Raw genomic sequence first — 23491 nt, 5'->3', positions numbered from 1 at the left:
GCTAGACGGGCGGGCTCGACTCCGTGTCGAACGGGATCAGCAGCGTCCGCAGCAGGTTCGCCAGCACGTCCCGCTCGTCCGGGCTCAGGGCGTCCAGGATCGCGTACTCCCGGTCGAGCAGGTCGGCGAACGCCGCGTCGACCAGCGTCAGCCCCGCCCGCGTGAGCCGCACCAGCACGCCCCGCTTGTCCTGCGGGTCCGGGTGCCGCTCCACCAGCCCGGCGGCGGCGAGCCGGTCGATGCGGTTCGTCATCGTCCCCGACGTGACGAGCGTCGCCCGCAGCAGCCGCCCCGGGCTCAGCTCGTAGGGCGCGCCCGCGCGGCGCAGCGCCGTCAGGACGTCGAACTCCCACGACTCCAGGTCGTGGTCGACGAACACGGACCGCCGCGCGCGGTCGAGGTGCCGCGCCAGCCGCGAGACCCGGCTGAGGACGTGCAGCGGCCGGACGTCGAGGTCCGGGCGCTCCGCGTTCCAGGCCTCGACCAGCCGGTCGACCTCATCCTTCATGCGCACACCTTACATGTCTTGATATCGAGACTCCTGGGCCGGCCGGGCGTGCCGGACGTTCGGCAGCTTGATCTCAAGATTCTTGACATCAAGAGAGAAGCGGGGCATGCTCTCTCTTGATGTCGAGACAAGCCGAGCCCCGGTGGGATCCCGCGCAGTACGGGATCTTCAGTGCGGAGCGCGCCCGGCCGTTCACCGACCTGGTCGAACGGATCCGCGCCGCCGACCCGCGCCGCATCACCGACCTCGGCTGCGGCACCGGCGCCCTCACCGCCACCCTGACCGAGCGGTGGCCGGACGCCGTCATCGACGCGATCGACTCCGCACCCGAGATGATCGCCAAGGCCAGGGCCCACGAGATCCCCGGCCGGCTCGCCTTCCGCGTCGCGGACGTCACGACCTGGCGTCCGCACCAGCCGGTCGACCTCATCGTCTCCAACGCCGTCCTGCACTGGATCCCCGGCCACCCCGCCCTGCTCCCGCACTGGGCCGCAGCCCTGGCGCCCGGCGGCCACCTGGCCTTCCAGGTCCCCGGCAACCAGAACGCCCCCAGCCACACCGCCCTCCGCGACCTCTGCGAATCCCCGCGATGGCGGGCCAGGCTCAGCGGCATCGGCGCACAGACCGTCCTCGAACCCGCCGAGTACCTCGACATCCTCCACCGCCACGGCTGCACCGTGGACACCTGGGAAACGACCTACACCCAGCTCCTCACCGGCGACGACCCCGTCCTCGCATGGGCCAAGGGCACCGCACTGCGCCCCATCCTCACCGCCCTCGACCCCGCCGAGGCCCGGGAATTCGTCGACGACTACCGCGACCGCCTCCGCGCGGCCTACCCCCCGACCGACCACGGCACCGTGTTCCCCTTCCGGCGCGTCTTCGTCATCGCCCGCCGGAAGAGCCCCTAGACCGGGGGGCCGCCCGCCCGCCGGAGGAAGCGACTCGTTCCCCTGCGGTGCGCGATTCCGAAGGCGGGCGGCCTTCCCGTACGACCCCGGCTCGCGACCCGAGACCGGCGACCCCGGCCGGTGGCCGGCCCGGACGAACTCCGGACGGCCACCGGTTTCCGGGTCACACCGACGGATCCGCCCCGCTCCCGAGAACCGGCCCCGCCTCGCCGAGGAACGGCTCCACCTCCGGGCCCCTCTTCCGCTGCGCCCTCTCCGCCCGCGCCGCCGCCTTCTCCTCGGCCTTCAGCGCCTTGCCCGCCGCCTTCTCCGCCCGCTGCTTCAGCCGCTCCCGCTCCTTGCGCCGCCGGCGCGGATCCAGCGACGGACGCGGCTCCAATCCGGAAAGCCCGTTCCACGCCAGATTCACCACGTGCGCCGCCACCTCCTCGCGCTTCGGCTTGCGCACGTCCAGCCACCACTGCCCGGTCAGCGCCACCATCCCGACCAGCATCTGCGCGTACATCGGCGCGAACTTGTCGTCATAGTCGTGCCGGTCGAACTCCTGCGCGAGGATGTACTCCACCTCGCCGGCGATCTCGCTCAGCAGGCTCGCGTAGCTGCCCGTCCCCGTCCCGCCGTGCGAGTCGCGCACCAGGATCCGGAACCCGTCCGGATGCACCTCGATGTACTCCAGGAGCCCCAGAGCGGCCTTCTCCAGCTTCCCCCGGTAATGCCGCGCCGAGGTCAGCGACTCCGTGACCAGGGCCAGCAGCCGCTCGAACTCCCGGTCCACCACGACCGCGTACAAGCCCTCTTTACCGCCGAAGTGCTCGTACACCACGGGCTTCGACACCCCGGCCGCCGACGCGATCTCCTCCACCGAGGTCCCGTCCAGGCCACGCTCGGCGAAGAGCGTCCGCCCGATGTCCAGCAGCTGCTCGCGGCGTTCCTTGCCGGTCATCCGCTTCCTGCGGGTCCGGGGCGCGGGTTCTGTCACGCCATCAATTGTGACGGTCAAGCGGCGCGCTCGGTCCGTCGCGCGGCGAGCCGCTCCGGGTCCGGCCACCGGACGTCCGACGCCCAGCCCGCCTTCTCGAACGCCCAGATGATCCGGGCGCTGATGTCGACCTGCCCCTTCAGCACCCCGTGCCGCGCGCACGTCGGATCGCAGTGGTGCAGGTTGTGCCACGACTCGCCCAGCGACGGGATCGCCAGCCACCACACGTTCCGCGACCTGTCCCGCACCGAGAAGTGCTCCTCGCCGAACGTGTGGCAGATCGAGTTGATCGACCACGTCACATGGTGGACCAGCGTGATGCGGACGAACCCCGCCCAGAAGAGCGCGGTCAGGAACCCGGCCCACGACATCGTCACCAGCCCGCCGATCGCCGCCGGAAGCAGGAACGACACCGCCACCAGCCACGGGAACGCCTTATGGATCCGGACGAGGTCCCTGTCATTCAGCAGGTCCTTGGCGAACCGCTCCTTCGACGTCCGGTTCGCGTCGAACAGCCATCCGTAGTGCGCCCACGCCAGGCCCTTCGCGAGGCCCTTCCAGTCGTCCCCGAACCGCCACGGCGAATGCGGGTCCATCTCCTTGTCGGAGTGCTTGTGGTGCCGCCGGTGATCGGCCACCCACGTGATGACCGGCCCCTCCATCGCGAGGCCCCCCGCCAGCGCCATGAAGATCTTCAGCGGCCGCTTCGCCTTGAACGACCCGTGCGTGAAATACCGGTGGTACCCCACCGTGATCCCGCCCGCCGACAGCAGATAGAACACTGCCGTGAGCACCACGTCCGTCCAGCCGAGGAACGAGCCCCACGCCAGCGGCACCACCGCGAACAGCGCCAGGAACGGCACACCCGTGAACACGCCGATCAGCACGCGCTCGGCGTTGCCGCGCTTCTCGGCCTCGATCTCCGGACGTTTCTGTGGTCTCGCGGACTCGACGGTAGGGGCTGTCGTCATAGGTCACCGCTTCCTGCGACTAGGGGGTCATACCTACGCCACCGTAACCTACGGTCGCGTAGGTTAGTACCCGTACCCAGGTAAATTCGGAACGAACGTCTCCACCGTCCAGAGTTCGCTTCGCGATGCCGGCGGGGTCATGGACGTCCTGGCAGAGCACTACCCAGGGACGCGCGGAAATCTCCGACGAATCAGGGCAAATTGCATTGAGTAATGAAACAACAGCGGTGAGTCAAGATTCGCACTGGTGTGCGACTCATGACGGGACCAATGCCGGACGAAGTCCGGGACGAACTCAAGCCGAAGGCCATCGAACTCCGCCGCCAGGGCTGGACCTACCGCGAGATCGCGGGCTCCCTCGACATCTCCATCAGCACCTGCTCGCTGTGGCTCCGGGACATCCCCGCCCCGCCGCGCAAGGGCTACTCCCAGGAGCGCGTGGCCAACGCATGGAGAGGACGGTGGGAGCCCTAGCAGATCCACATCATCGGTGCGCTGGTGTACTGGTGCGAAGGAACGAAAGACAAGATCTACCGCCGAACCGAGGTCGTGAAGTTCATCAACAGCGATCCGGCTCTGGTGATCTTCTTCCTGCGCTTCCTTGCGGCCGCAGGTGTGCCGCCCGATGACATCGACTTCCGGGTCAGTATTCACGTGACGGCCGATATCGAGGGCGCGACCAGGTTCTGGGCGGAGTTGGTCAATGCTCCGGTCGAGAGGTTCCGGAAGCCGACCATCAAGCGGCACAACCCTCGAACCACTCGGAAGAACCTCGTCGACGGGTACCGGGGGTGCCTGCAGATCAGCGTCCGTCGGAGCGCCGAGCTCTACAGGCGCATCGAGGGCTGGGCCTACGGCACGATGCTTGGCGCGGATGCGGCTCACGCGCGTCTCGACAGCAGGTCCGATGAGACCATCCGTGCGATGGCCGCCCGCCGTCACCGCCTGCCGGAAACCAGTGCAGGGCCGTGACGTCTGTTCGGTATGTTGGAGAGCGCCCGGGCGAACGCCCGGGCGCTCCGGCGTGTCAGGGACTCACCGGAGATGTCCGTTTAGTCCGACGTGGTGTAATTGGCAACACTTGGGGTTTTGGTCCCCATATTCCAGGTTCGAGTCCTGGCGTCGGAGCTGCCCGATTTGCCCCTTCCTGGGGCGGGGGATGCGGGGGTGGGGGCGGGCGGTATCCTTCCGGTGTGGGTGTGCCGGGCCTGTCGTGCCCCGACGTGGCAGGTGGGCGCCCTTCCGACGATCCCGTTCGCGATGCCGAGGAGCCTCCTAGTGAGCGCTAGCCGCCCGGCTGCCGTCATCGTCCTCGCCGCCGGCGAGGGCACCCGGATGAAGTCCCGTACCTCGAAGGTCCTGCACGAGCTGTGCGGGCGGTCGATGCTCGGGCACGTGCTGGCCGCCGCGGCCGGGCTCGAGCCCGAGCGGACGCTCGTGGTCGTCGGGCACCGGCGCGAGCAGGTCGTCGAGCATCTGGCGCAGCACGCGCCGGACGCGGAGACCGTCGTCCAGGAGCGGCAGGGCGGTACGGGGCACGCGGTCCGGATGGTCCTGGAGCAGGTCGGCGCCCTGCGGGGGACCGTCGTGGTCACCAACGGCGACCATCCGCTGCTGCGGGGGGAGACCCTCGCCGACCTCGTCCGGACGCATGAGGCCGAGGGGAACGCGGCGACCGTCCTGACCACGGAGATGCCGGACGCGACCGGGTACGGGCGCATGGTGCGCGGGGCCGACGGGTCCGTGCAGGCGATCGTGGAGCACAAGGACGCCGACGAGGCGCAGCGGGCCATCCGCGAGATCAACGTCGGGATGTACGCGTTCGACGGGGCGCTGCTGGCCGACGCCCTCAAGCGGGTGACCACGGATAACGCGAACGGTGAGGAGTATCTCACCGACGTGGTGGCGATCGTCCGGGGTGACGGACATCGCGCCGGGGCGCACCTCGTGGCCGACTGGGTCGAGACCCAGGGCGTGAACGACAAGGTGCAGCTGGCACAGGCGCGGCGGCAGCTGAACGACCGGATCCTGGAGGCCCACATGCGGGCCGGGGTGACGGTCGTGGATCCCTCGTCCACATGGGTGGACGCGCAGGTGACGCTGGAGGCGGATGCGGAGATCCTGCCCGGCACGCAGCTGCACGGGGCGACGCGCGTCGAGGCGGGCGCGAGGGTCGGCCCGAACTGCACGCTGACCGATACGCGGGTCGGCGCGGGCGCGGTGGTGATCAACGCGGTGTGCGTCCAGGCGGAGATCGGGCCGGACGCCTCGGTCGGCCCGTTCGCCTATCTTCGACCTGGGACGCGTCTCGGGCGCAAGGCCAAGGTCGGCACGTACGTGGAGACGAAGGCCGCCGAGATCGGCGAGGGCACGAAGGTGCCGCACCTCACGTACGTCGGGGACGCCGAGATCGGGGAGTACTCGAACATCGGCGCGAGTTCGGTGTTCGTGAACTACGACGGTGTGGAGAAGCACCAGTCGGTGATCGGGTCGCATGTGAAGGTGGGCAGCGACAACATGATCGTCGCGCCGGTGGAGATCGGGGACGGCGCGTACACCGCGGCCGGCTCGGTGATCGTCCAGGACGTCCCGCCGGGGGCGATGGGCGTGGCGCGGGCGCGGCAGCGGAACATCGAGGGCTGGGTGGAGCGGAAGCGGCCGGGGTCGCCGGCGGCGGAGGCGGCGCGCCGGGCGCGCGCCGCGGGTGAGGACACGCCGGGCGACGGCGCCCCGGGTGGGGCCTGAGGGCGGCGCGGCGGGCGGGTGCGCCCGCCATCGAGATCTCCCCGCCGTTCGGCGGGGTGTGGCGGGACACCGGCGTCCCCCATTGACAACAGACGTCCCGTGCGGTGGAGACGATTCTCGTGCTGCCCGGGGAGTGGGGACATTCGGCCCACGTGTGTAACACCGTTCCATTGAGGGGGAGTTGTCAGAGGTGAGTGGGATCAAGGCGAGTGGCCAGAAGAAGATGATGCTCTTCAGCGGCCGAGCCCACCCGGACCTGGCGAAGGCGGTGGCCGACGAGCTTCACGTCGACCTGACGCCGACGTCCGCGTACGACTTCGCGAACGGTGAGACGTTCGTGCGCTTCCTGGAGTCGGTGCGCGGCTCCGACGCGTTCGTGATCCAGAGCCACACCGCGCCCATCAATCAGTGGATCATGGAGCAGCTGATCATGGTGGACGCGCTGAAGCGCGCGTCGGCGGAGCGGATCACGGTGGTGGCGCCGTTCTTCGGCTACGCCCGGCAGGACAAGAAGCACCGCGGGCGGGAGCCGATCTCGGCGCGGCTGATGGCCGACCTGTTCAAGACGGCGGGGGCGGACCGGCTGATCACGGTGGATCTGCACACGGCGCAGATCCAGGGGTTCTTCGACGGGCCGGTGGATCATCTGTTCGCGCTGGACCTGCTGGCGCAGCACTTCGAGAGCCGGCTGGACACCTCGCGGGTGACGGTGGTGGCGCCGGACGCGGGCCGGGTGCGGGTGACGGAGCGGTGGAGCGACCGGCTCGGCGGTGTGCCGATGGCGATCATCCACAAGAAGCGCGACCCGGACGTGGCGAACGAGGTGAAGGTCTTCGACGTCGTGGGCGAGGTGAAGGGCCGGACCTGCGTGGTGGTCGACGACATGATCGACACCGGCGGGACGATCGTGAAGGCGGCGGACGCGCTGTTCGACCAGGGCGCGGCGAAGGTCGTGGTGGCGGCGACGCACGGGGTCCTGTCGGGCCCGGCGGTGGACCGGCTGAAGAACTCGCGGGTCTCGGAGGTGGTCCTGACGGACACGCTGCCGATCCCGGAGGAGAAGCAGTTCGACAAGCTGACGGTGCTGTCGATCGCGCCGCTGGTGGCGCGGGCCATCCACGAGGTGTTCAGCGACGGGTCGGTGACGAGCCTGTTCGGCGGGCACAGCTGAGGTTCGCCGTCCGTTCACGTGCCCGGTGCCGCCGCGGGGTGGTGCCGGGCACGTGCGCGTCCGCCCCCGCTGGCGTCGGGCGTTGCGGCGATCGGCTAGACTTGGCGAATCAGCGTATGCCCCGGGTCGTTCAGTGCGGTTCCGGCACAGGTCTCGTGCTCCCCGGGGAACGCAAAAGAATCTTCGAGGCGCCCGACGCATCGAGCATCGCCTGATTCGCTTGTCCGTAGCGGACGTCCAATGCCGGACGGCCGTGGATCGCAACAACGAGGAGTTTTCGCCGTGTCCGAGGTACGCATCGCCGCCGAACCGCGCACCGAGTTCGGTAAGGGGGCCGCGCGGCGGACCCGCCGGGCCGGCAAGGTGCCCGCCGTCCTCTATGGTCACGGCACCGACCCGCAGCACATCGCGCTGCCGGGGCACGAGCTGATGCTCGCGCTGAAGACGCCGAACGTGCTGCTGACGCTGGACGGCCTCGGTTCGGGCACGGAGCTGGCGCTGCCGAAGGACGTGCAGCGGGACCCGGTGAAGGGGTTCCTGGAGCACGTCGACCTGCTGCTGGTGAAGCGGGGCGAGAAGGTCGTCGTCGACCTGCCGGTGAACGTGGTCGGCGACGTGGTCCCGGGCGGCCGGATCGTGCAGGCCGAGGTTCAGGTGTCGATCGAGGCCGAGGCGACGCACATTCCGGAGTCGGTCGATGTCGATGTGACGGGTCTGGCCGTCGACACGCAGGTTCTGGCGAAGGACCTGAAGCTGCCGTCGGGCGCGACGCTGCAGGCCGACGAGGAGACGCTGATCGTCCAGATCGTGGACGCGACGGTGTCGACGGAGCCGGCCGGTGAGGCTGAGGGTGCGGCGGAGGCCGCCGAGGGTGAGGGCGAGGCCGAGGGCGAGTAGCCCGGCCGTCCGATCGCGTTGTTCTTGGTACGGCCCCCGCCGGTGTGCGCACCGGCGGGGGCCGTCGTTGTTCTCCGAGGCGGAGGAGGGTGTGGTGAGCGGGGATCTGTGGCTGGTGGTGGGGCTCGGGAATCCGGGGCCGGGGTATGCGGGGAATCGGCACAACGCGGGGTTCATGGTGCTGGACGAGCTGGCGGGGCGGGCCGGGGCGCGGTTCAAGGCGCATCGGGCGCGGGCGGAGGTCGTGGAGGGGCGGCTGGCGGGGGTGCGGGTGGTGCTGGCGAAGCCGCGGTCGTTCATGAACGAGTCGGGTGGGCCGGTGAAGGGGTTGCGGGACTTCTACAAGGTTCCGCTGGAGCGGGTGGTGGTGGTGCACGACGAGCTGGACATCCCGTTCGGCGCGGTGCGGCTGAAGGTGGGGGGCGGCGACGGCGGCCACAACGGGTTGCGGTCGATCACGAAGTCGCTGGGGTCGAAGGAGTATCCGCGGGTGCGGTTCGGGGTGGGGCGTCCGCCGGGCCGGATGGACGCGGCGGCGTTCGTTCTGAAGGACTTCGCGGCGGTGGAGCGGAGGGATCTGCCGCTCGAGCTGGATCGGGCGGCGGACGCGGTGGAGGTTCTGCTGACGGAGGGGCTGGAGCCCGCCCAGAACCGTTTCCACGCTCCGTGACGGGCCGGTGGGACATGGGGCTGGATGTGGCCCGATCCGGCCAATGGGTGGCGTGGTGGCGCCGGGGGCGTTTTCGTGGTCGGTCGCGGTGATTCGGCCGGTGCGGGAGCGGCGCGCGAGGGAGGTACGGGCGATGCGTGCGGTATGGCCGTGACGACGGCAAACTGCACGTAAGATGCAGGCCCGAAGAGGTTCAAGCGGCGTGTGAACCTGGAGCGACCTTCAGCCGTCTTCGGTGTGAATCGTGCATTACGGAGCCCGTGTTACAGGGGATGGGTGGGTTCATGGCCGTCGTCGACCAGGTTCAAGCCGAGTCTTCGATCGGTCTCGCGCCGCGCCGGTCGCAGCCACAGCAGTGGACGGTGCGGTATCGGCGGATGGCCGGGACGCTCGACTTCCTCGCGATGCTGCTGGCCGGCGGTGTGGCGTTCGTGCTGCGGTTCCCGGGTGTGCCCCAGGAGGGCAACGTTCCGTACGTGGTGCTGACGGTGGCGCTGCCGCTGCTGTGGCTGGCGGTGCTGATGACCTGCCGGGCGTACCAGCCGCGGTACATCGGGGTGGGGTACGAGGAGTTTCACCGGGTGCTGCGGGCGGGGTTCATCCTGACCGCGTCGGTGGCGATCGTGGCGTACGCGACGAAGACCGAGGTGGCGCGCGGGTACGTGGTGATGGCGCTGCCGCTCGGGACGTTCCTCGCGGTGGTGGCGCGGTACCGGTTGCGCAAGTGGCTGCACCGGCGCCGCTGGGACGGGGTGTACATGCGGCGGGTCGTCGCGGTGGGCCACCGGACGTCGGTGTCGGATCTGATCCGGTTGCTGCGGCGCAAGAAGTACCACGGGATGGACATCGCGGCCGTGTGCCTGCCGTCGGCGCTGGTGTCGGGTGACGACGCGGTCGCGGAGGTGGAGGGCGTCCCGGTGCTGGGCGACTTCGGGCAGGCGGCGGCGGTCGCGGAGCGGATCGGCGCGGACTCGGTGGCGGTGCTGGCCTGTCCGGAGATGGACGGGGTGGCGCTGCGGCGGCTGGCGTGGCAGATCGAGCGGGACGATATCGAGCTGGTGGTGGCGCCGGCCCTGATGGATGTGACGGGTCCGCGGATCTCGATCCGTCCGGTGTCGGGGCTGCCGCTGCTGCACGTGGAGCATCCGGAGCTGGACGGCGGCCGCAAGCTCGTGAAGGGCTTGTTCGACCGGGTGGCCGCGCTCAGCGCGATCCTGGTGCTGAGCCCGCTGCTGCTGCTGATCGCGGTGCTGATCAAGGTGGGGCGCGACGGGCCGGTGCTGTTCCGGCAGACGCGGGTGGGGCGCGGGGGCCGGGAGTTCACGGTCTTCAAGTTCCGGACGATGGTGCAGGACGCGGAGCTCCGCAAGGTGGAGCTGCTGCAGGCGAGCGACACCGACGGTGTGCTGTTCAAGATCCGCCGGGACCCGCGGGTGACGCGGGTGGGGCGGACGCTGCGCCGGTACTCGCTGGACGAGCTGCCCCAGCTGTTCAACGTGGTGCGGGGCGAGATGTCGCTGGTGGGGCCGCGTCCGCCGCTGCCGGAGGAGGTCGCGCAGTACGGCGGCGACGTGTACCGGCGGCTGGTGGTGAGGCCGGGGCTGACGGGGCTGTGGCAGGTGAGCGGCCGCTCGGACCTGTCGTGGGAGGAGTCGGTCCGGCTGGACCTGCGCTATGTGGACAACTGGACACTGGCGCTCGACCTGCAGATCATCTGGAAGACGTGGTCGGCGGTGTTCCGGGGTTCGGGAGCGTACTGACCGGGGTCGTGCCGGAGGAAAGAATCACACCCCCGGTGGGACCTGATCCTGCGGCGGCGCTGGTCATCGTGAGAAAGTAGACCGAGCAGACCAGTCGAGTAGGGAAATGCGCATATGACGGAGAAGACGGCGGACGACCACGCCCTGGCGGCCGAGCTCGCCATGGTCGCGGGCGGGCTGCTGCTGGGCGTGCGGGCCGAGGTGGGTTTCGCCGACGCGCGGAACCTCAAGGACACCGGCGACCTGCGGTCGCACGAGTACCTCATGGCCGCCCTGCGCGAGCGCTGTCCCGGTGACGCCGTCCTCTCCGAGGAGGGCCGCTCGTCGGTGGCGGCGAAGCGGTCGGACGGCGACGACCGGGCGCCGACCGCGAACTCCTCCGACGCCGACCGGCGGTCCGCCGGCCGGGTGTGGATCATCGATCCGCTCGACGGGACGCGCGAGTTCTCCGAGGCGGGCCGCCGCGACTGGGCGGTCCATGTGGCGCTGTGGACGCGGGACGAGACCGGCGCGGGCCGGCTCGCCGCGGGGGCCGTGGCGCTGCCGGCGCAGGGCCTGACGCTGCGGACGTCCGCGACGGGCGGGGCGCTGCTCGTCCGGGACGACCCGGCGGACCAGCCGGGCGAGGTGCCGCTGCACGCGCCGGCGCCGGACGCGGGGAAGCTGCGGATCGCGGTGAGCCGGACCAGGCCGCCGGCGTTCGTGCAGCGGCTCGCGGAGAGGCTCGACCTGGAGGTCGAGCTGGTGCCGATCGGTTCGGCGGGGGCGAAGATCTCCGCGGTGCTGCTCGGCGAGGTCGACGCGTACGTGCACGCGGGCGGCCAGTACGAGTGGGATTCCGCGGCGCCGGCGGCGGTGGCGCTCGCGGCGGGGGCGCACGCGACCCGGATCGACGGGTCGGTGCTGGCCTACAACCGTGAGGATCCCCGGTTGCCGGATATCCTGGTGTGCCATCCCGTGTCGGCGTCGACGCTGCTGACCGGCATCCGGGATGTGTCCGACGCCCTGCCGGCGTGATCCCCGCCCCGCCCGGGTGGGATGGAACACCCGGGTGCCGACGTTCCTACCGGTGGAGGGGCCGTACCCTGTGCGGACTCGTCGCGAGCCATCGGTGCATCTGCCAGACCAGCGTGGAGAGAGTCCGAGACCATGCAGCGTTGTGATTACCTGCTGTCCCAGCTAGACGTCCTCGAGGCCGAGTCCATCCACATCTTCCGGGAGGTGGCGGCCGAGTTCGAGCGGCCGGTCCTGCTGTTCTCGGGGGGCAAGGACAGCATCGTGATGCTGCACCTGGCCAAGAAGGCGTTCTGGCCGGCGCCGATCCCGTTCCCGGTGATGCACGTCGACACCGGCCACAACTTCCCCGAGGTGATCGAGTACCGCGACCGGAAGGTCGCGGACGCGGGGGTGCGGCTCGTGGTGGCGTCCGTCCAGGAGGCGATCGACAAGGGCCGGGTCGTGGAGGAGAAGGGGCGCCGCGCGTCCCGGAACCGGCTGCAGACGACGGCGCTGCTGGACGCGCTGGAGGAGCACCGGTTCGACGCCGCGTTCGGCGGGGCCCGGCGGGACGAGGAGAAGGCCCGCGCCAAGGAGCGGGTCGTGTCGTTCCGGGACGAGTTCGGGCAGTGGGATCCGAAGAACCAGCGTCCGGAGCTGTGGAACCTGTTCAACACCAGGATCCACCAGGGGGAGCACGTCCGGGTGTTCCCGCTGTCCAACTGGACCGAGCTGGACATCTGGGACTACATCCGGCGTGAGGGGATCGAGCTTCCGTCGATCTACTTCGCGCACACCCGCCGGGTGTTCGAGCGGGACGGGATGCTGCTGGACGCGCAGACCGGGTTCGCGAACCGCGGCGACGACGAGCCCGAGTTCGAGGCGACGGTCCGGTACCGGACGGTCGGCGACGCGTCCTGCACGGGGGCGGTGAAGTCGAACGCGGTGACGCTGGACGAGGTCATGGAGGAGATCGCGGCGACGCGGATCACCGAGCGGGGGCAGACCCGCGCCGACGACCGGGCCAGCGAGGCCGCCATGGAGGACCGCAAGAAGGAGGGCTACTTCTGATGGCCTCGCACGATGCCGGGCACGGCAAGCAGATGGACATCCTCAGGTTCGCCACGGCGGGCTCGGTGGACGACGGCAAGTCGACGCTGATCGGGCGGCTGCTGTTCGACTCCAAGTCGATCTTCGAGGATCAGCTGGAGTCGGTGGAGCGCACCAGCGCCGACCGGGGCGAGGAGTACACGAACCTGGCGCTGCTGACCGACGGCCTGCGGGCCGAGCGGGAGCAGGGCATCACGATCGACGTGGCGTACCGGTACTTCGCGACGCCGCGCCGCAAGTTCATCATCGCCGACACGCCCGGCCACATCCAGTACACGCGGAACATGGTGACGGGCGCGTCCACGGCCGACCTGGCGATCATCCTGGTGGACGCCCGCAAGGGGATCCTGGAGCAGTCGCGGCGGCACGCGTTCCTGACGACGCTGCTGCAGGTGCCGCACCTTGTCGTGGCGATCAACAAGATGGACCTGGTCGACTACGACCGCGAGGTCTACGAGCGGATCGTGGACGAGTTCACGGCGTTCGCGTCGAAGCTGGACGTGTCGGACCTGACGTTCATCCCGCTGTCGGCGCTGCACGGCGACAACGTGGTGGAGCGCAGCGTGAACATGCCCTGGTACGAGGGATCGTCGCTGCTGCACCATCTGGAGCACGTGCACATCGCGTCCGACCGGAACCTGATCGATGTGCGGTTCCCGGTGCAGTACGTGATCCGGCCGCACAAGTCGACGGACCCGGAGCTGCACGACTACCGGGGCTACGCGGGGCAGGTCGCGGGCGGTGTGCTGAAGCCGGGCGACGAGGTGGTGCACCTGCCGTCCGGGCTGACGACGACGATCACGCACATCGACGGTCCGGGCGGGCCGGTGGCGGAGGCGTACGCGCCGATGTCGGTGACGCTGCGGCTGGCCGACGACATCGACATCTCCCGCGGCGACATGATCGCCCGGCCGAACAACCGGCCGGAGGTCGCGCAGGACCTGGACGCGATGGTCTGCTGGATGACGCCGGACCGCACGCTCACACCGCGCTCCAAGCTGATCATCAAGCACACGACGCGGACGGCGAAGGCGTTGGTCAAGGACCTGCACTACCGCCTCGACGTGAACACCCTGCACCGCGACGAGGACGCTGTGGAGCTGGGCCTGAACGAGATCGGGCGGATCTCGCTGCGGGTGACGCAGCCGCTGTTCGTGGACGACTACGGCCGCAACCGGCTGACCGGCGGGTTCGTCCTGATCGACGAGACCACGAACAACACGGTCGCGGCGGGGATGATCACCGGCGCGCGCTGACGGGACGGGACGGAGCCTCCGGTAGGTGCCGGTAATGTCTGGGTAAACCCGGCATCGGCACCTCTGGAGGCCCCGTGAGCAGGCGTTCCGTCCCGCGCGTGCTGGTGGCGGGCGGCGCCGGTTTCATCGGCTCACAGTACGTCCGGGCACTCGCGGCGGGGGAGTACCCCGCATGGGCCGGCGCCGAGATCACCGTCCTGGACGCGCTGACGTACGCGGGGAACCTCGCGAACCTGGAGCCGGCCGAGGGCCGGTACGCGTTCGTGCACGGCGACGTATGCGACGCGGGGCTGCTGGCCGAAATCGTGCCGGGCCACGACGCGGTGCTGAACTTCGCGGCGGAGTCGCACGTCGACCGGTCGATCGAGAGCGCCGGGGCGTTCACCCGGACGAACGTCCTGGGGACGCAGACGCTCCTGCAGGCATGCCTGGAGGCGGGGACCCCGCGGGTCGTCCAGGTGTCCACCGACGAGGTCTACGGCAGCATAGAGAAGGGCTCCTGGGGCGAGGACGCCCCGCTCGCTCCGAACTCGCCGTACGCGGCGTCCAAGGCGGGCGGCGACCTGATGGCCCGCGCCTACGCCCGCACGCACGGCCTGCCGGTCAGCATCACGCGCTGCGGCAACAACTACGGGCCCCACCAGTACCCCGAGAAGATCATCTCGCTGTTCGTCACGCATCTGCTGGACGGCCGGGCCGTCCCGCTGTACGGGGACGGCGGCAACGTCCGGGACTGGATCCACGTCGCCGATCACTGCCGGGGCGTCCAGGCGGTCGCGGAGCGGGGCGCACCGGGCGGGATCTACCACATCGCCGGGACGGCGGAGCTGACGAACCTGGAGCTGACCGGGCGGATCCTCGACGCGCTCGGCGCCGGATGGGACATGGTGGAGCGCGTCCCGGACCGCAAGGGCCACGACCGCCGCTACTCGCTGTCCGACGCCGGGGTCCGGGCGCTCGGGTACGTCCCGGAGGTGGCGTTCGAGGACGGCCTCGCCGAGACCATCCGCTGGTACGCGGCGAACCGCACCTGGTGGGAGCCGCTGAAGAAGCGCGCCGAGGACGACGGCCGAAGCGGGTGATCACCGCAGGTCGCCATGGACGGGGCGTACCTAACGAATAGGTACCTTTGATGTCCGGGGGCTCCGGACGCGCGACAATGCCACAGGCGGCGCGCAGCCCCCAGGACGCGATCAACAGCAGGGAAGGTGTCATGCCACCATCCGTCGGAGTGGTGCTCCCCACGCACGACCGCCCGGAGCTGCTCCGCCGTGCGCTGGAGTCCGTCCTGGCCCAGGAATACGCGGGCGACCTGCGGGCCGTCGTCGTGTTCGACCGGGCCGAGCCCGACCCGGGGCTCGCGTCCGACCGGGTCACGGTGATCGCCAACACCCGCGGTCCTGGCCTCGCCGGCGCCCGCAACAGCGGCATCCAGGCCCTCGACACCGACCTCGTGGCGTTCTGCGACGACGACGACCAGTGGCTGCCCGGCAAGCTGACCGCCCAGGTCGCGGCCCTGGAGGCCGAGCCGGACGCCGTGCTGTGCAGCACTGGAATCATGATCGACTTCGATGGCCGGGAGCTGCCCCGGCTGGCCGGAACCGGCCGCGTCACCTACGACGCCCTGATCCGCGACCGGATGATGAGCGTCCACTCCTCCACCTACGTCGCGCGCCGCGCGCCGCTGATCGAGATCGGCATGGTGGACGAGTCGATCCCCGGCGCCCAGGGTGAGGACTGGGACCTCGCCCTCCGCGCCGCCCGCCGCCACCCCGTCCTGAACGTCGACGAGCCGTACGTCCGCGTCCTGTGGGGCCTGACCTCCTACTACGCGCAGGCGTGGGAGACGAAGGTCGCCGCCCTGGAGTGGTTCCTGGAGCACTACCCGGAGATCGCCCGCGTCCCCGGCGCCGCCGCCCGCGTCTACGGCCAGCTCGCGTTCGGCTGCGCCACCGTCGGCCGCCGCCGGGACGCCCTCCGCTGGTCCGCCCGCGCCCTCAGGGCCAACCCCGCCGAGCGGCGCGTCCCGTTCGCTCTCGCCGTCGCCTCCGGCGCGGTCTCGGGCAAACGGGTCCTGCTCGCCCTCCACACCCGGGGGCGCGGCATCTGACGCCCGCCCCCGCCCCGCCCGACCCTCCGCCTTCCGCACGCGTGTCAAAGGAGCCCAGCCCGTGAAATCCACTCCCCGCCGCATCGCCGCGTCCGGGACCCTCGCCCTGGCCGTCGGTACGGCGACGCTCGGCCTCGCCGCGGGCCCCGCTCAGGCGGAGGTCGACCTCGACGCGATCGTCGAGGACGTCACCGAGAGCGGCTACCACGTCGACTCCAAGGCCAGGTACCTGCGGACGGACCGGGCGCTCGACCTGCTCCGCACCGCGCAGGGCCGGGCCGTGCCGGTGTTCGTCGTGGTGGTCCCCGCGGGGAACGACGCCGCGCGGATCCTGGCGCAGCTCCCGGGCCGGCTGGAGCGCAAGGGCACCTACGCCGTCCTCGCCGGGGACCAGCTGCGGGTGGCGTCCACCACGCTGCCGAAGACCCAGGTGAACACCGCCTACGGCAAGGCGGTGAAGGCGTACCCGGGCAAGCCCGACCACGCGCTGATCGCCTTCATCCGGACGCTGCCGGTCTCGAAGAACGCCCCGCCGCAGGCCACCAAGCGGAGCAACGACGGCAAGCCCGCGCCGGAGGAGGAGCCGATCGAGCGCACCCTCGCCGAGTCGCAGCCGACCGGTCCCGCGACCGGTTCGAAGGCCGAGAAGGAGGCGAAGAAGGACGACGGCCTCCCGATCGGCTACCTCCTCGCCGGCGGTGCCGTGGTGGTCCTCGCGGGCGCGGGCGGCGGCTTCCTGCTGATGCGGCGCCGCAAGCAGGCCGCGCCCGCACCGGCGCAGGCCGTTCCCGCGGGCGCCCCGGCGGGACCGCCCGCCGGCCCCGGCGCCGAGGCGCCCCGGCCGGGCGCTCCCGCCCCGGCGGCCCCCGCCCCGGACGCCCCGAAGCCGGACGCCCCGCAGGCGCCCGGAACCCCGGGGCAGGACGGCGAGAAGAGCTAGGGCCGCATCAGCAGCAGCAGGTGACGTTCGCCCACGGCCGCCGTCAGCACCTTCTCGGGTGTGGCGCCGTGGGTCATCACCAGCGGGCCCGGCCGGCTGCGCGCCACCCGGTTCCCCGAGCCGAGCTGGCCGCGGCCGCCGGCGCCCCAGGTCATCGGGGTCCCGTCCGATAAGATCGCGGCCCCGTACGCCTCGCCCGCGTGCACCTGCTGGACGCCGCGCAGCGTCGGGCCGTGCCCGCTGACCATCACGACGGGGACGCCGCGCTGGGTGAGGGTGCCGTCGCCGAGCTGCCCGGCGGTGTTGTTGCCCCACGCGACGGCCGTGCCGTCCTTGCGCAGGGCGTAGTTGTGCTTCTCGGCCGCCGAGATGGCGATGACGCCGGACAGCCGCCCGGCGCCCCGGACGCCCTTGACGGGCCCGGGAAGCCGCCGGTCGGTGCCGGAGCCGTCGCCGAGCTGGCCCTTCTCGTTGCGGCCCCAGGCCAGGACGCGGCCGTCGCGCAGGAGGGCGAGGCCGTGCTGGCCGCCGATCGCGATCCGCGCGACCCCGCCGAGCGGGGCCGTGCCTCCCTGGCCGCGCACCGGTACCGGCAGCGGGCGGGTCTTGACCGTGCCGTCGCCGACCATGCCGAACTTGTTGGCGCCCCAGGCGAAGACGCGGCCGTCGCGGCGCAGCGCGAGCTCCGTGCGGCCGTCGGCGGCGATCGCGGTGATGCCGGTGAGCGGCCGCCTGGCGTCCGGTGTGCGGACGAGGTTCGGCAGCGGGGTGGTCTTCATCCGGCCGTCGCCGCGCTGCCCGGAGCCGCCCTCGCCCCAGGCGACGACCGTGCCGTCGCGGCGCAGCGCCATGGAGAAGTCGCTGTTGGCGCTGATGGCGACGACCTGGCCGAGGCGTCCGGGCTCGCCCGCCGGGGCGCGGACCGGGACGGGCACCGCGCTGTCGCGGGTGGTGCCGTTGCCGAGCTGGCCGCGGTCGTTGGCGCCCCACGCGACGACATTGCCGTCGGACAGCACGGCGATGGAGTGCCGGCCGCCGCCGGCGATCGCCACGACGCCGCCGAGCGGCGTCTTGCCGTCCGGCCCCGTGACCGGGGCGAGGGAGGGGTCGAGGTCGGCGGCCTTACGGCCGAGCTGGCCGTTTCCGTTCAGGCCGCTCGACCACACGATGCCGCTCTGGCCGCCGGCCGAGCCCGCGGGGGGCGCGGACGGCGGCGGCGCGACCCGCTGCTCTTCGATCTTGCCTCGATCGCACGCCGCCGCTGTCAGGACCAGGGAGGGGACCAGGAGCGCGACGATGGAACGGCGTGCGGCGATCATGCGGAGCGGACGCAGGCGAACAGGTGCCGCCCGTAGTTGTCCTCGTAGGGCGGTCGCGCGTCGTCGTCCGGGCCGAGGTCGATGATCTCGTCGAACGTCGTGTTCTCGCGGAGGAACGCCTCGACCCGGGCGGGGCTCCAGCCGCGCAGCGACTCGGCGAACCAGGCCTCGTTGTCCTGGCCGGTGTCGAAGAACAGCACCCGGCCGGTGGCGCGGTCGAGGAGGCGGATCAGCTCCTCGGCGCTGACGGCGCCCCGTCCGAGGACGAAGTGGTGCAGCAGGCTGAAGCACGACACCACGTCCCAGCGGCCCGCGTCATGGCCGTTCAGGAAGTCGACGCAGTCGCCGGACGTGATCACCCCGTCCGGGAGGCCGTACACGGCCCGGCCGAGCGGGACGGCGAGCGGGTCGCGCTCGATGCCCTCGGCGGTGAAGCCCCGCGCGGCCATCTGCGCGACGAACCAGCCGTAGCAGCTGGCGACGTCCAGGTAGCGGCCGCCGGTGAGGCCGCGCTCGCCGAGGAACGCGGTGATCTTGTCGAGCCGGTCGGTGCACCGCCGCACGGTCGTCCAGCCGGACCGCAGCTCGGGCGCGTCGATCGGCTGGTAGAGCTCGTGGGTGCCGTCCAGCCAGCTCATCTTGAGCAGGAGGTCCTGGAGGGGGGTGGTGACCGGCAGCCATTTCGCCACGACGTGCGCGCCGGTGGCGCCGCCCATCGCGGCGATCGCGAGCCGGTGGTGGCCGTCCAGGATCTGGAACCGGTCGGAGCCGCGGACGGGCGCGACGAGCACCGGGTCCTGCGGGCCGCTCTGCTGCGGGCGGGGGGCGCCGTCCGGGGCGGCCTCGCCCCGGTAGCGGGCGATGAACGCGCGGGCGGCGGCGAGGACGCCGGCCTCGTCGGTGCCGCCGAAGTAGTTGCCGCCGGCCTCGATGCAGCGCAGCCCGAGCCGCCCGTAGCCGCTGTCGAGGATCTGCTCGTCCGACAGCTCGCCGTACTCGTCGGCGAGCCGCAGGAGCCCGACGTGCGGGCCCTCCAGGAACGGGGTGGACGGCCAGAGGAGGTCCCCGGTGCGGTCGGCGAACTCGCGGGCCGTCCAGCCGCCCTGCGCCCCGACCAGCAGCCGGTCGAAGCGGACGGGCACCCGCCACGGGCGGCGCAGCACGGCGGTGGACACCGCGACGCGCGCGCCGGCCGGGATCGGCAGGGAGCGGCCGGCGTCCACCAGGCGCCCGTACACCGGCCCGCTCGGTGCGAGGCCGGTCTTGCGCAGCACCGCGCGGGACTTTCGGCGGACTTGGTCAATTCCCGTGGACATGGACGCTCCTGGCAGATGTCGTGGCGGGTGCCGGATCGGCTGTGGTGTCGGCCGCGCTCCCGGCGGTGGAGCCGGGCGCCGGAGTGCGGGCGCCGCGGCCGCGCCGTCCCGGCAGCAGTGCCGCGAAGGCGGTCAGGGCCAGCCGTTCCCGGCCGACCCAGAGTAGGGCAAGGTAGAGGATGCTTCCGGGGATCAGGGCGAAGACCAGGGTGCCGGCGGAGGAGCCGAAGGCGAGCCGCAGCGCGAGCGGCAGCGCCCCGAAAGAGGTCAGCGCGGCCGCCGCCGCCCAGGCCAGCCCCGCGCCCGCCGGGCTCATGCCGAGGATCCTGCGGACCTGGACGAGCGCCATCAGCGTCCGGACGAGCAGCCCGCACGCCCGCGCCAGCGCCGCCCCGACGATCCCGAACGGGGGGATCAGCAGGACGTTCAGCATGATCGTCACGCCGAGCGCGGTGCTCTGGTTCACGAGGCTGAGCCCGCTGCGGCCGGCCATGAGCAGCATCACGTCGCGGGCGCCGGTCGCGGTCGCGACCAGCATGGCGCCGGCGAGGATCACCGTGACGAACTCGCCGTCCCCTCGGTAGCCGCCGCCGAACGCCCCGATGTAGACGGGCGCCCCGACGGCGACGGCGAGATGCACCGGCCAGGCCAGGGCGAGGTTCCACGACGCGCACACCGCGAACACGCGGCCCGCGCCGGCCCGGTCGCCGAGCGCCATCAGCCGGCTCACCGCGGGCTGCATGACGTTCTGCACGGCCTGCGTCGCCAGCTGGCTGATCACGATGAACCGGGTGGCGGCGGTGTAGATCGCGGCCTCGCGGGGCGAGCTGAGCGCCGCGACGAGCACGATGTCGGCGCGCTGGAAGGCGGTCTGGCAGATCTGCGCGACCGCGCGGGGCGCGGTGAACCGCCAGAACCCGCCCGCGAGGGCCCGCGGCGACATCGGCTCGACCGGTTCCGCCGGGACGGGCGGCGAAGTGGCGTGGTGCGCCCGCCTGATCCGCCGGTACCAGAGCGCGGCGATGATCACGCACGGCAGGTAGGGCGCCGCCCAGGCCAGCGCCAGCGCGGTGGCGTCCTCGGTCCACAGGGCGGCCGCGATGACCCCGGCGACCTGCGCGGCCTGCCGGATGATCTTGTCGACGAGGACGGTCGGGCGCATCGACCCGTAGCCGCGGGTGGCGGCCAGCAGCGCGTCCTGCGCCGCCGCGAGCGGCAGGAACACCGCCAGCACCCGCACCATGCCGGCGGCCTGGCCGGGGTCGTCCACGCCGATGTGGCCCGCCGTCCATGACGCGGTGAGGGCGAGGAGCAGCGCGCCGGCCGCGGCCGTCGCCAGCACCGGGACGAGCGCGACCGGCACCGTCCGCAGGGCGGCCGCCCGGTCGCCGAGCGCGAGATGCCGGGGCAGCCAGCGCAGCAGCCCCGCGTCGGTGCCGAGCCCCGCGACCGCCGCCAGGATGAGGAACAGCGACGTGGCGGCGAAGAACGTCCCGGCGATCTTCTGCGAGTACAGATGGGCGATCAGGAAGACCAGCGCGAGGCCCTGGACGCCCGCGACGGCGGCGCCCACGAGGTTGAGGGCACCGCCGCGCGCCAGCCGGTTCAGGTTGGCCCCACCGGATCCACCTGATCCACCGGCCTCGCCCGTGCCCTCGGTCCCGCCGGCCCCGGCGGCGGCCGCTCGGGCCGCGCCCGGTTCAGGAACCGCCATGCCGTGCGGCCTTGCGCGGCTGCTTGCCGTAGCGGGGCAGGATCTCGCCGTCGCCGTCCTCGGCGGGGGCGTCCGGGGGCTCCTCGATGAACCTCCGCACGTCCTCCTGGGTCCGCAGGGTGTCGCTCTGGTCCCGGGCGGCGGACTCGGCGTCCGCGACGTCGGGCGGCGCCAGTGGGTCGTGCTTCGCCAGTGGGTCGTGCTTCGCCGGCGGGTCGAGCGCGGGGCGCACCGGAGGCTGCGCCGGGCGCGGCCCCTCGAGCCGCCCCGGGATGGCCGGCCGCGGCGCGACATGCCGTCCCGGCTCGGCGGGCGGTTCCGGCACCTTCGGCAGCGCCTGGGTGGTCAGGGTGGAGCCGGCCGTCTCGTCCGGGACGTCCTCCTCGCCCCGCGCCGTGCCCGGCCAGTACTCCTGTTCGCCGGCCCGCGCGTCGGGCGCCGCCGGCGGCTCGTCCTCCGCCCAGCCCAGGTCCGCCTCGCCGGGGTGCTCGCGCGGGACAGCGGGGCCCCGCGCGTCGCGGCCGTCCTGCGGGCGGCGCGGCGAGCCCTGCCGGGACGGGCCCTGGCGCGGCCGCTGCCCGTGCGGCTCCGCCGGCTCCAGCAGCGCGCCGAGCACGGTGACGCCGGAGCGCTCCGCCTCCACGTACGCCTGCCGGAGTTCCTCGCGGGTGGTGACGCCCTGGTTCACGACGAGGACGACGGCGTCCACGAAGGTGCAGAGCGCCTGCGCGTCCGCGTCGTGCAGACTCGGCGCGTTGACGATGAGGAACTCGCTGCGCCGGCGCAGCACCTTCACGGCCTCTCGCATCCGGGGTCCGCTGAACCGGTGCGCGGCCTCCCTGGCGCGCGGGCCGCGCGGCAGCAGCCGGAGCTGCGAGTCGGTGTGGATCAGCAGCGTGGCGGGGTCGGCGCCGCTCAGCAGCGTGTCCGACAGGCCCTTGCCGGGCCGGGCGCCGAACAGCGCGGTCATGTCGGCGTCGTCGGTGTTCGCGTCGATCATGATGGTCTTGGCGCCCGCGAACGCGAGCGAGACCGCCAGGTTGGCGCCCGCCAGCCGGGCGCTGCCGCCCGGGGTGGCGCTCGTCACGAGCAGGGCCACCGGGGTCTGCGGCGCGGTCGCGACGACGGCGGCGCGCAGCCGCCGGTACGCCTCCCCGGCGGGGCTCTTCGGCGCGGCGACGACGGCGAGGGTGTCGCCGCCCGGACCGCCCGCGGGGATCGTGGCGAGCGTCCGGACGCCGAGGGCCTCGATCTCGTCGGCGTCGCGCAGCCGCTGGTTCAGCCGCTCCCGCAGCAGCATGATCACCAGGCCGAGCAGCACGCCGCCGACCAGGCCCGCGCCGCCGAACACGATGGTGCGCATCTGGCCGGGACCGCTCGGCGCCCCGGCCGGGGTGATGACCTGGCCGGGGTTGATCGGGGTGCTGCCGATGTCGTTGGACTGCTCGTCGATGACACCGAGCTGGTTGGTGTAGGCGGTGACGCGCTGAGCCAGGTAGGAGCGCCGGGCGCCGGTCGCCGTGGCGAGCTCCCGGTTCGTCTGCAGGAGCGCCCGCTCGACCCGCTGGGACTGGGCCTTCAGCTTCGCGAGCCGGTTGTTCACCACGTTCTGGGCCCGCTGCCTGCGGTACTCCAGGTAGGCGTCGGCGAACGCCTGCGCGCCCGAGCGGGCTTCCGCGGCGCTGCTCGCGGTGTAGGACAGGTTGAGCACCTGGGTGTTCGGCGGCACCGTGACGGCGACCTCGCCGGGCAGGTCCCGCTTCAGCCGGTCCCGGGCGATCTTGGCGACCGTGTCGGTGCCGACGAGCTGCGCCTCGGTCTCCAGGTTGACGAGGTCGTCGCCGCGCCCCTCGGGGGAGTACGGGTTGCCCTCCAGGGGGCTGACCAGCACGGTGGCGGTCGCCTTGAAGGGCGCGGGCAGGGTGATCGCCGCGGCCGCCCCGGCGCCGCCGCCGAGCAGGGCCAGCGCGAGCAGCGCGACCATGTAGCGGCGCAGCGTGGTGAGCAGCTGACCCTGCGGGTCGGCCGGCCGGTCAGCTCCCACGACGGTCCCCCTCATCGTTGCAGGTCGGAATTGTCCAAGTATTCGGCACCGAAGTGTCCGTCAAGACTTTATCT

General features: G+C 72.1%; 21 protein-coding genes and 1 tRNA gene. 15 read left to right on the top strand and 7 right to left on the bottom strand.

Annotated features, from left to right (window positions below):
* Position 1 precedes the first annotated feature (1 nt).
* The gene (locus IE99_RS0107150; protein WP_030165495.1) at positions 2–508 is read right to left on the bottom strand and encodes a MarR family winged helix-turn-helix transcriptional regulator; all 507 of its coding nucleotides are present in this window, start codon (positions 506–508) and stop codon (positions 2–4) included.
* A gap of 119 nt (positions 509–627) precedes the next feature.
* Here IE99_RS0107150 and IE99_RS0107145 point away from each other — a divergent pair, with 119 nt between their 5' ends.
* Positions 628–1419, top strand: coding sequence for a trans-aconitate 2-methyltransferase (locus IE99_RS0107145; protein WP_030165492.1), 792 nt, complete (start codon positions 628–630; stop codon positions 1417–1419).
* Between the two features lie 163 nt (positions 1420–1582).
* Here the strand turns inward: IE99_RS0107145 and IE99_RS0107140 are convergent, their stop codons facing one another.
* Both IE99_RS0107140 and IE99_RS0107135 read right to left on the bottom strand, forming a co-directional pair.
* Positions 1583–2398, bottom strand: a complete 816-nt coding sequence (locus IE99_RS0107140; protein WP_245623092.1) for a TetR/AcrR family transcriptional regulator — start codon at positions 2396–2398, stop codon at positions 1583–1585.
* 17 nt (positions 2399–2415) lie between these two features.
* Complete coding sequence (locus IE99_RS0107135; protein WP_030165486.1) at positions 2416–3369, bottom strand: acyl-CoA desaturase; 954 nt, start codon at positions 3367–3369, stop codon at positions 2416–2418.
* 270 nt (positions 3370–3639) lie between these two features.
* Here IE99_RS0107135 and IE99_RS30100 point away from each other — a divergent pair, with 270 nt between their 5' ends.
* The 14 genes from IE99_RS30100 to IE99_RS0107070 all read left to right on the top strand — a co-directional run bounded on the left by IE99_RS30100 (position 3640) and on the right by IE99_RS0107070 (position 17024).
* Complete coding sequence (locus IE99_RS30100) at positions 3640–3843, top strand: helix-turn-helix domain-containing protein (protein ID WP_051712155.1); 204 nt, start codon at positions 3640–3642, stop codon at positions 3841–3843.
* A 24-nt stretch (positions 3844–3867) separates the two neighbouring features.
* Positions 3868–4341: a hypothetical protein gene (locus tag IE99_RS30095; protein WP_157610102.1), complete on the top strand. Its 474-nt coding sequence runs from the start codon at positions 3868–3870 to the stop codon at positions 4339–4341.
* A gap of 84 nt (positions 4342–4425) precedes the next feature.
* Positions 4426–4497, top strand: a tRNA-Gln gene (locus tag IE99_RS0107125).
* Between the two features lie 150 nt (positions 4498–4647).
* On the top strand, positions 4648–6114 hold the full coding sequence (glmU, locus tag IE99_RS0107120; protein ID WP_030165482.1) for a bifunctional UDP-N-acetylglucosamine diphosphorylase/glucosamine-1-phosphate N-acetyltransferase GlmU: 1467 nt from the start codon (positions 4648–4650) through the stop codon (positions 6112–6114).
* A gap of 190 nt (positions 6115–6304) precedes the next feature.
* A complete protein-coding gene (locus tag IE99_RS0107115; protein WP_030165479.1) occupies positions 6305–7285 on the top strand; it encodes a ribose-phosphate diphosphokinase in 981 nt (326 codons plus the stop codon).
* 282 nt (positions 7286–7567) lie between these two features.
* The gene (locus IE99_RS0107110; protein WP_030165476.1) at positions 7568–8182 is read left to right on the top strand and encodes a 50S ribosomal protein L25/general stress protein Ctc; all 615 of its coding nucleotides are present in this window, start codon (positions 7568–7570) and stop codon (positions 8180–8182) included.
* 94 nt (positions 8183–8276) lie between these two features.
* Positions 8277–8852, top strand: coding sequence for an aminoacyl-tRNA hydrolase (gene pth, locus IE99_RS0107105; RefSeq protein ID WP_425423801.1), 576 nt, complete (start codon positions 8277–8279; stop codon positions 8850–8852).
* Positions 8853–9136: 284 nt separating this feature from the next.
* Entirely contained in the window at positions 9137–10612 is a 1476-nt protein-coding gene (locus IE99_RS0107100; protein WP_030165469.1) for a sugar transferase, read from the top strand.
* Positions 10613–10726: 114 nt separating this feature from the next.
* Positions 10727–11629 carry a 3'(2'),5'-bisphosphate nucleotidase CysQ gene (locus IE99_RS0107095; RefSeq protein ID WP_030165466.1) on the top strand — a complete coding sequence of 301 codons (903 nt, stop codon included), beginning with the start codon at positions 10727–10729 and terminating at the stop codon, positions 11627–11629.
* 132 nt (positions 11630–11761) lie between these two features.
* On the top strand, positions 11762–12679 hold the full coding sequence (cysD, locus tag IE99_RS0107090; protein WP_030165463.1) for a sulfate adenylyltransferase subunit CysD: 918 nt from the start codon (positions 11762–11764) through the stop codon (positions 12677–12679).
* 32 nt (positions 12680–12711) lie between these two features.
* A complete protein-coding gene (locus IE99_RS0107085; protein WP_030165461.1) occupies positions 12712–13974 on the top strand; it encodes a sulfate adenylyltransferase subunit 1 in 1263 nt (420 codons plus the stop codon).
* A gap of 74 nt (positions 13975–14048) precedes the next feature.
* Positions 14049–15056: a dTDP-glucose 4,6-dehydratase gene (gene rfbB, locus IE99_RS0107080; RefSeq protein WP_030165459.1), complete on the top strand. Its 1008-nt coding sequence runs from the start codon at positions 14049–14051 to the stop codon at positions 15054–15056.
* Positions 15057–15187: 131 nt separating this feature from the next.
* On the top strand, positions 15188–16084 hold the full coding sequence (locus IE99_RS0107075; protein WP_030165456.1) for a glycosyltransferase family 2 protein: 897 nt from the start codon (positions 15188–15190) through the stop codon (positions 16082–16084).
* A gap of 61 nt (positions 16085–16145) precedes the next feature.
* Positions 16146–17024 (top strand): hypothetical protein, encoded by an 879-nt coding sequence (locus IE99_RS0107070; RefSeq protein ID WP_030165453.1) that lies wholly within the window; start codon positions 16146–16148, stop codon positions 17022–17024.
* Here IE99_RS0107070 and IE99_RS0107065 read toward each other — a convergent pair.
* The 4 genes from IE99_RS0107065 to IE99_RS0107050 are packed head-to-tail and all read right to left on the bottom strand — an operon-like array spanning position 17021 to position 23417.
* Positions 17021–18343 carry an RCC1 domain-containing protein gene (locus IE99_RS0107065; RefSeq protein WP_084219338.1) on the bottom strand — a complete coding sequence of 441 codons (1323 nt, stop codon included), beginning with the start codon at positions 18341–18343 and terminating at the stop codon, positions 17021–17023. The two genes, IE99_RS0107070 and IE99_RS0107065, sit on opposite strands and share 4 nt — an antisense overlap.
* Positions 18340–19659, bottom strand: coding sequence for a methyltransferase domain-containing protein (locus IE99_RS0107060; RefSeq protein WP_030165445.1), 1320 nt, complete (start codon positions 19657–19659; stop codon positions 18340–18342). Before IE99_RS0107060 ends, IE99_RS0107065 begins: the two co-directional genes overlap by 4 nt.
* Positions 19643–21373: a lipopolysaccharide biosynthesis protein gene (locus IE99_RS0107055; RefSeq protein ID WP_084219337.1), complete on the bottom strand. Its 1731-nt coding sequence runs from the start codon at positions 21371–21373 to the stop codon at positions 19643–19645. Before IE99_RS0107055 ends, IE99_RS0107060 begins: the two co-directional genes overlap by 17 nt.
* The gene (locus tag IE99_RS0107050; protein WP_030165439.1) at positions 21360–23417 is read right to left on the bottom strand and encodes a CpsD/CapB family tyrosine-protein kinase; all 2058 of its coding nucleotides are present in this window, start codon (positions 23415–23417) and stop codon (positions 21360–21362) included. Before IE99_RS0107050 ends, IE99_RS0107055 begins: the two co-directional genes overlap by 14 nt.
* Positions 23418–23491: the final 74 nt, after the last annotated feature.

The organism is Spirillospora albida (assembly GCF_000718255.1).
In the GTDB taxonomy this organism is placed as follows: Bacteria; Actinomycetota; Actinomycetes; order Streptosporangiales; family Streptosporangiaceae; genus Spirillospora; species Spirillospora albida.
The sequence above is the reverse complement of the archived record's forward strand: the minus strand, read 5'-3'. Positions and strand labels throughout refer to the sequence as shown.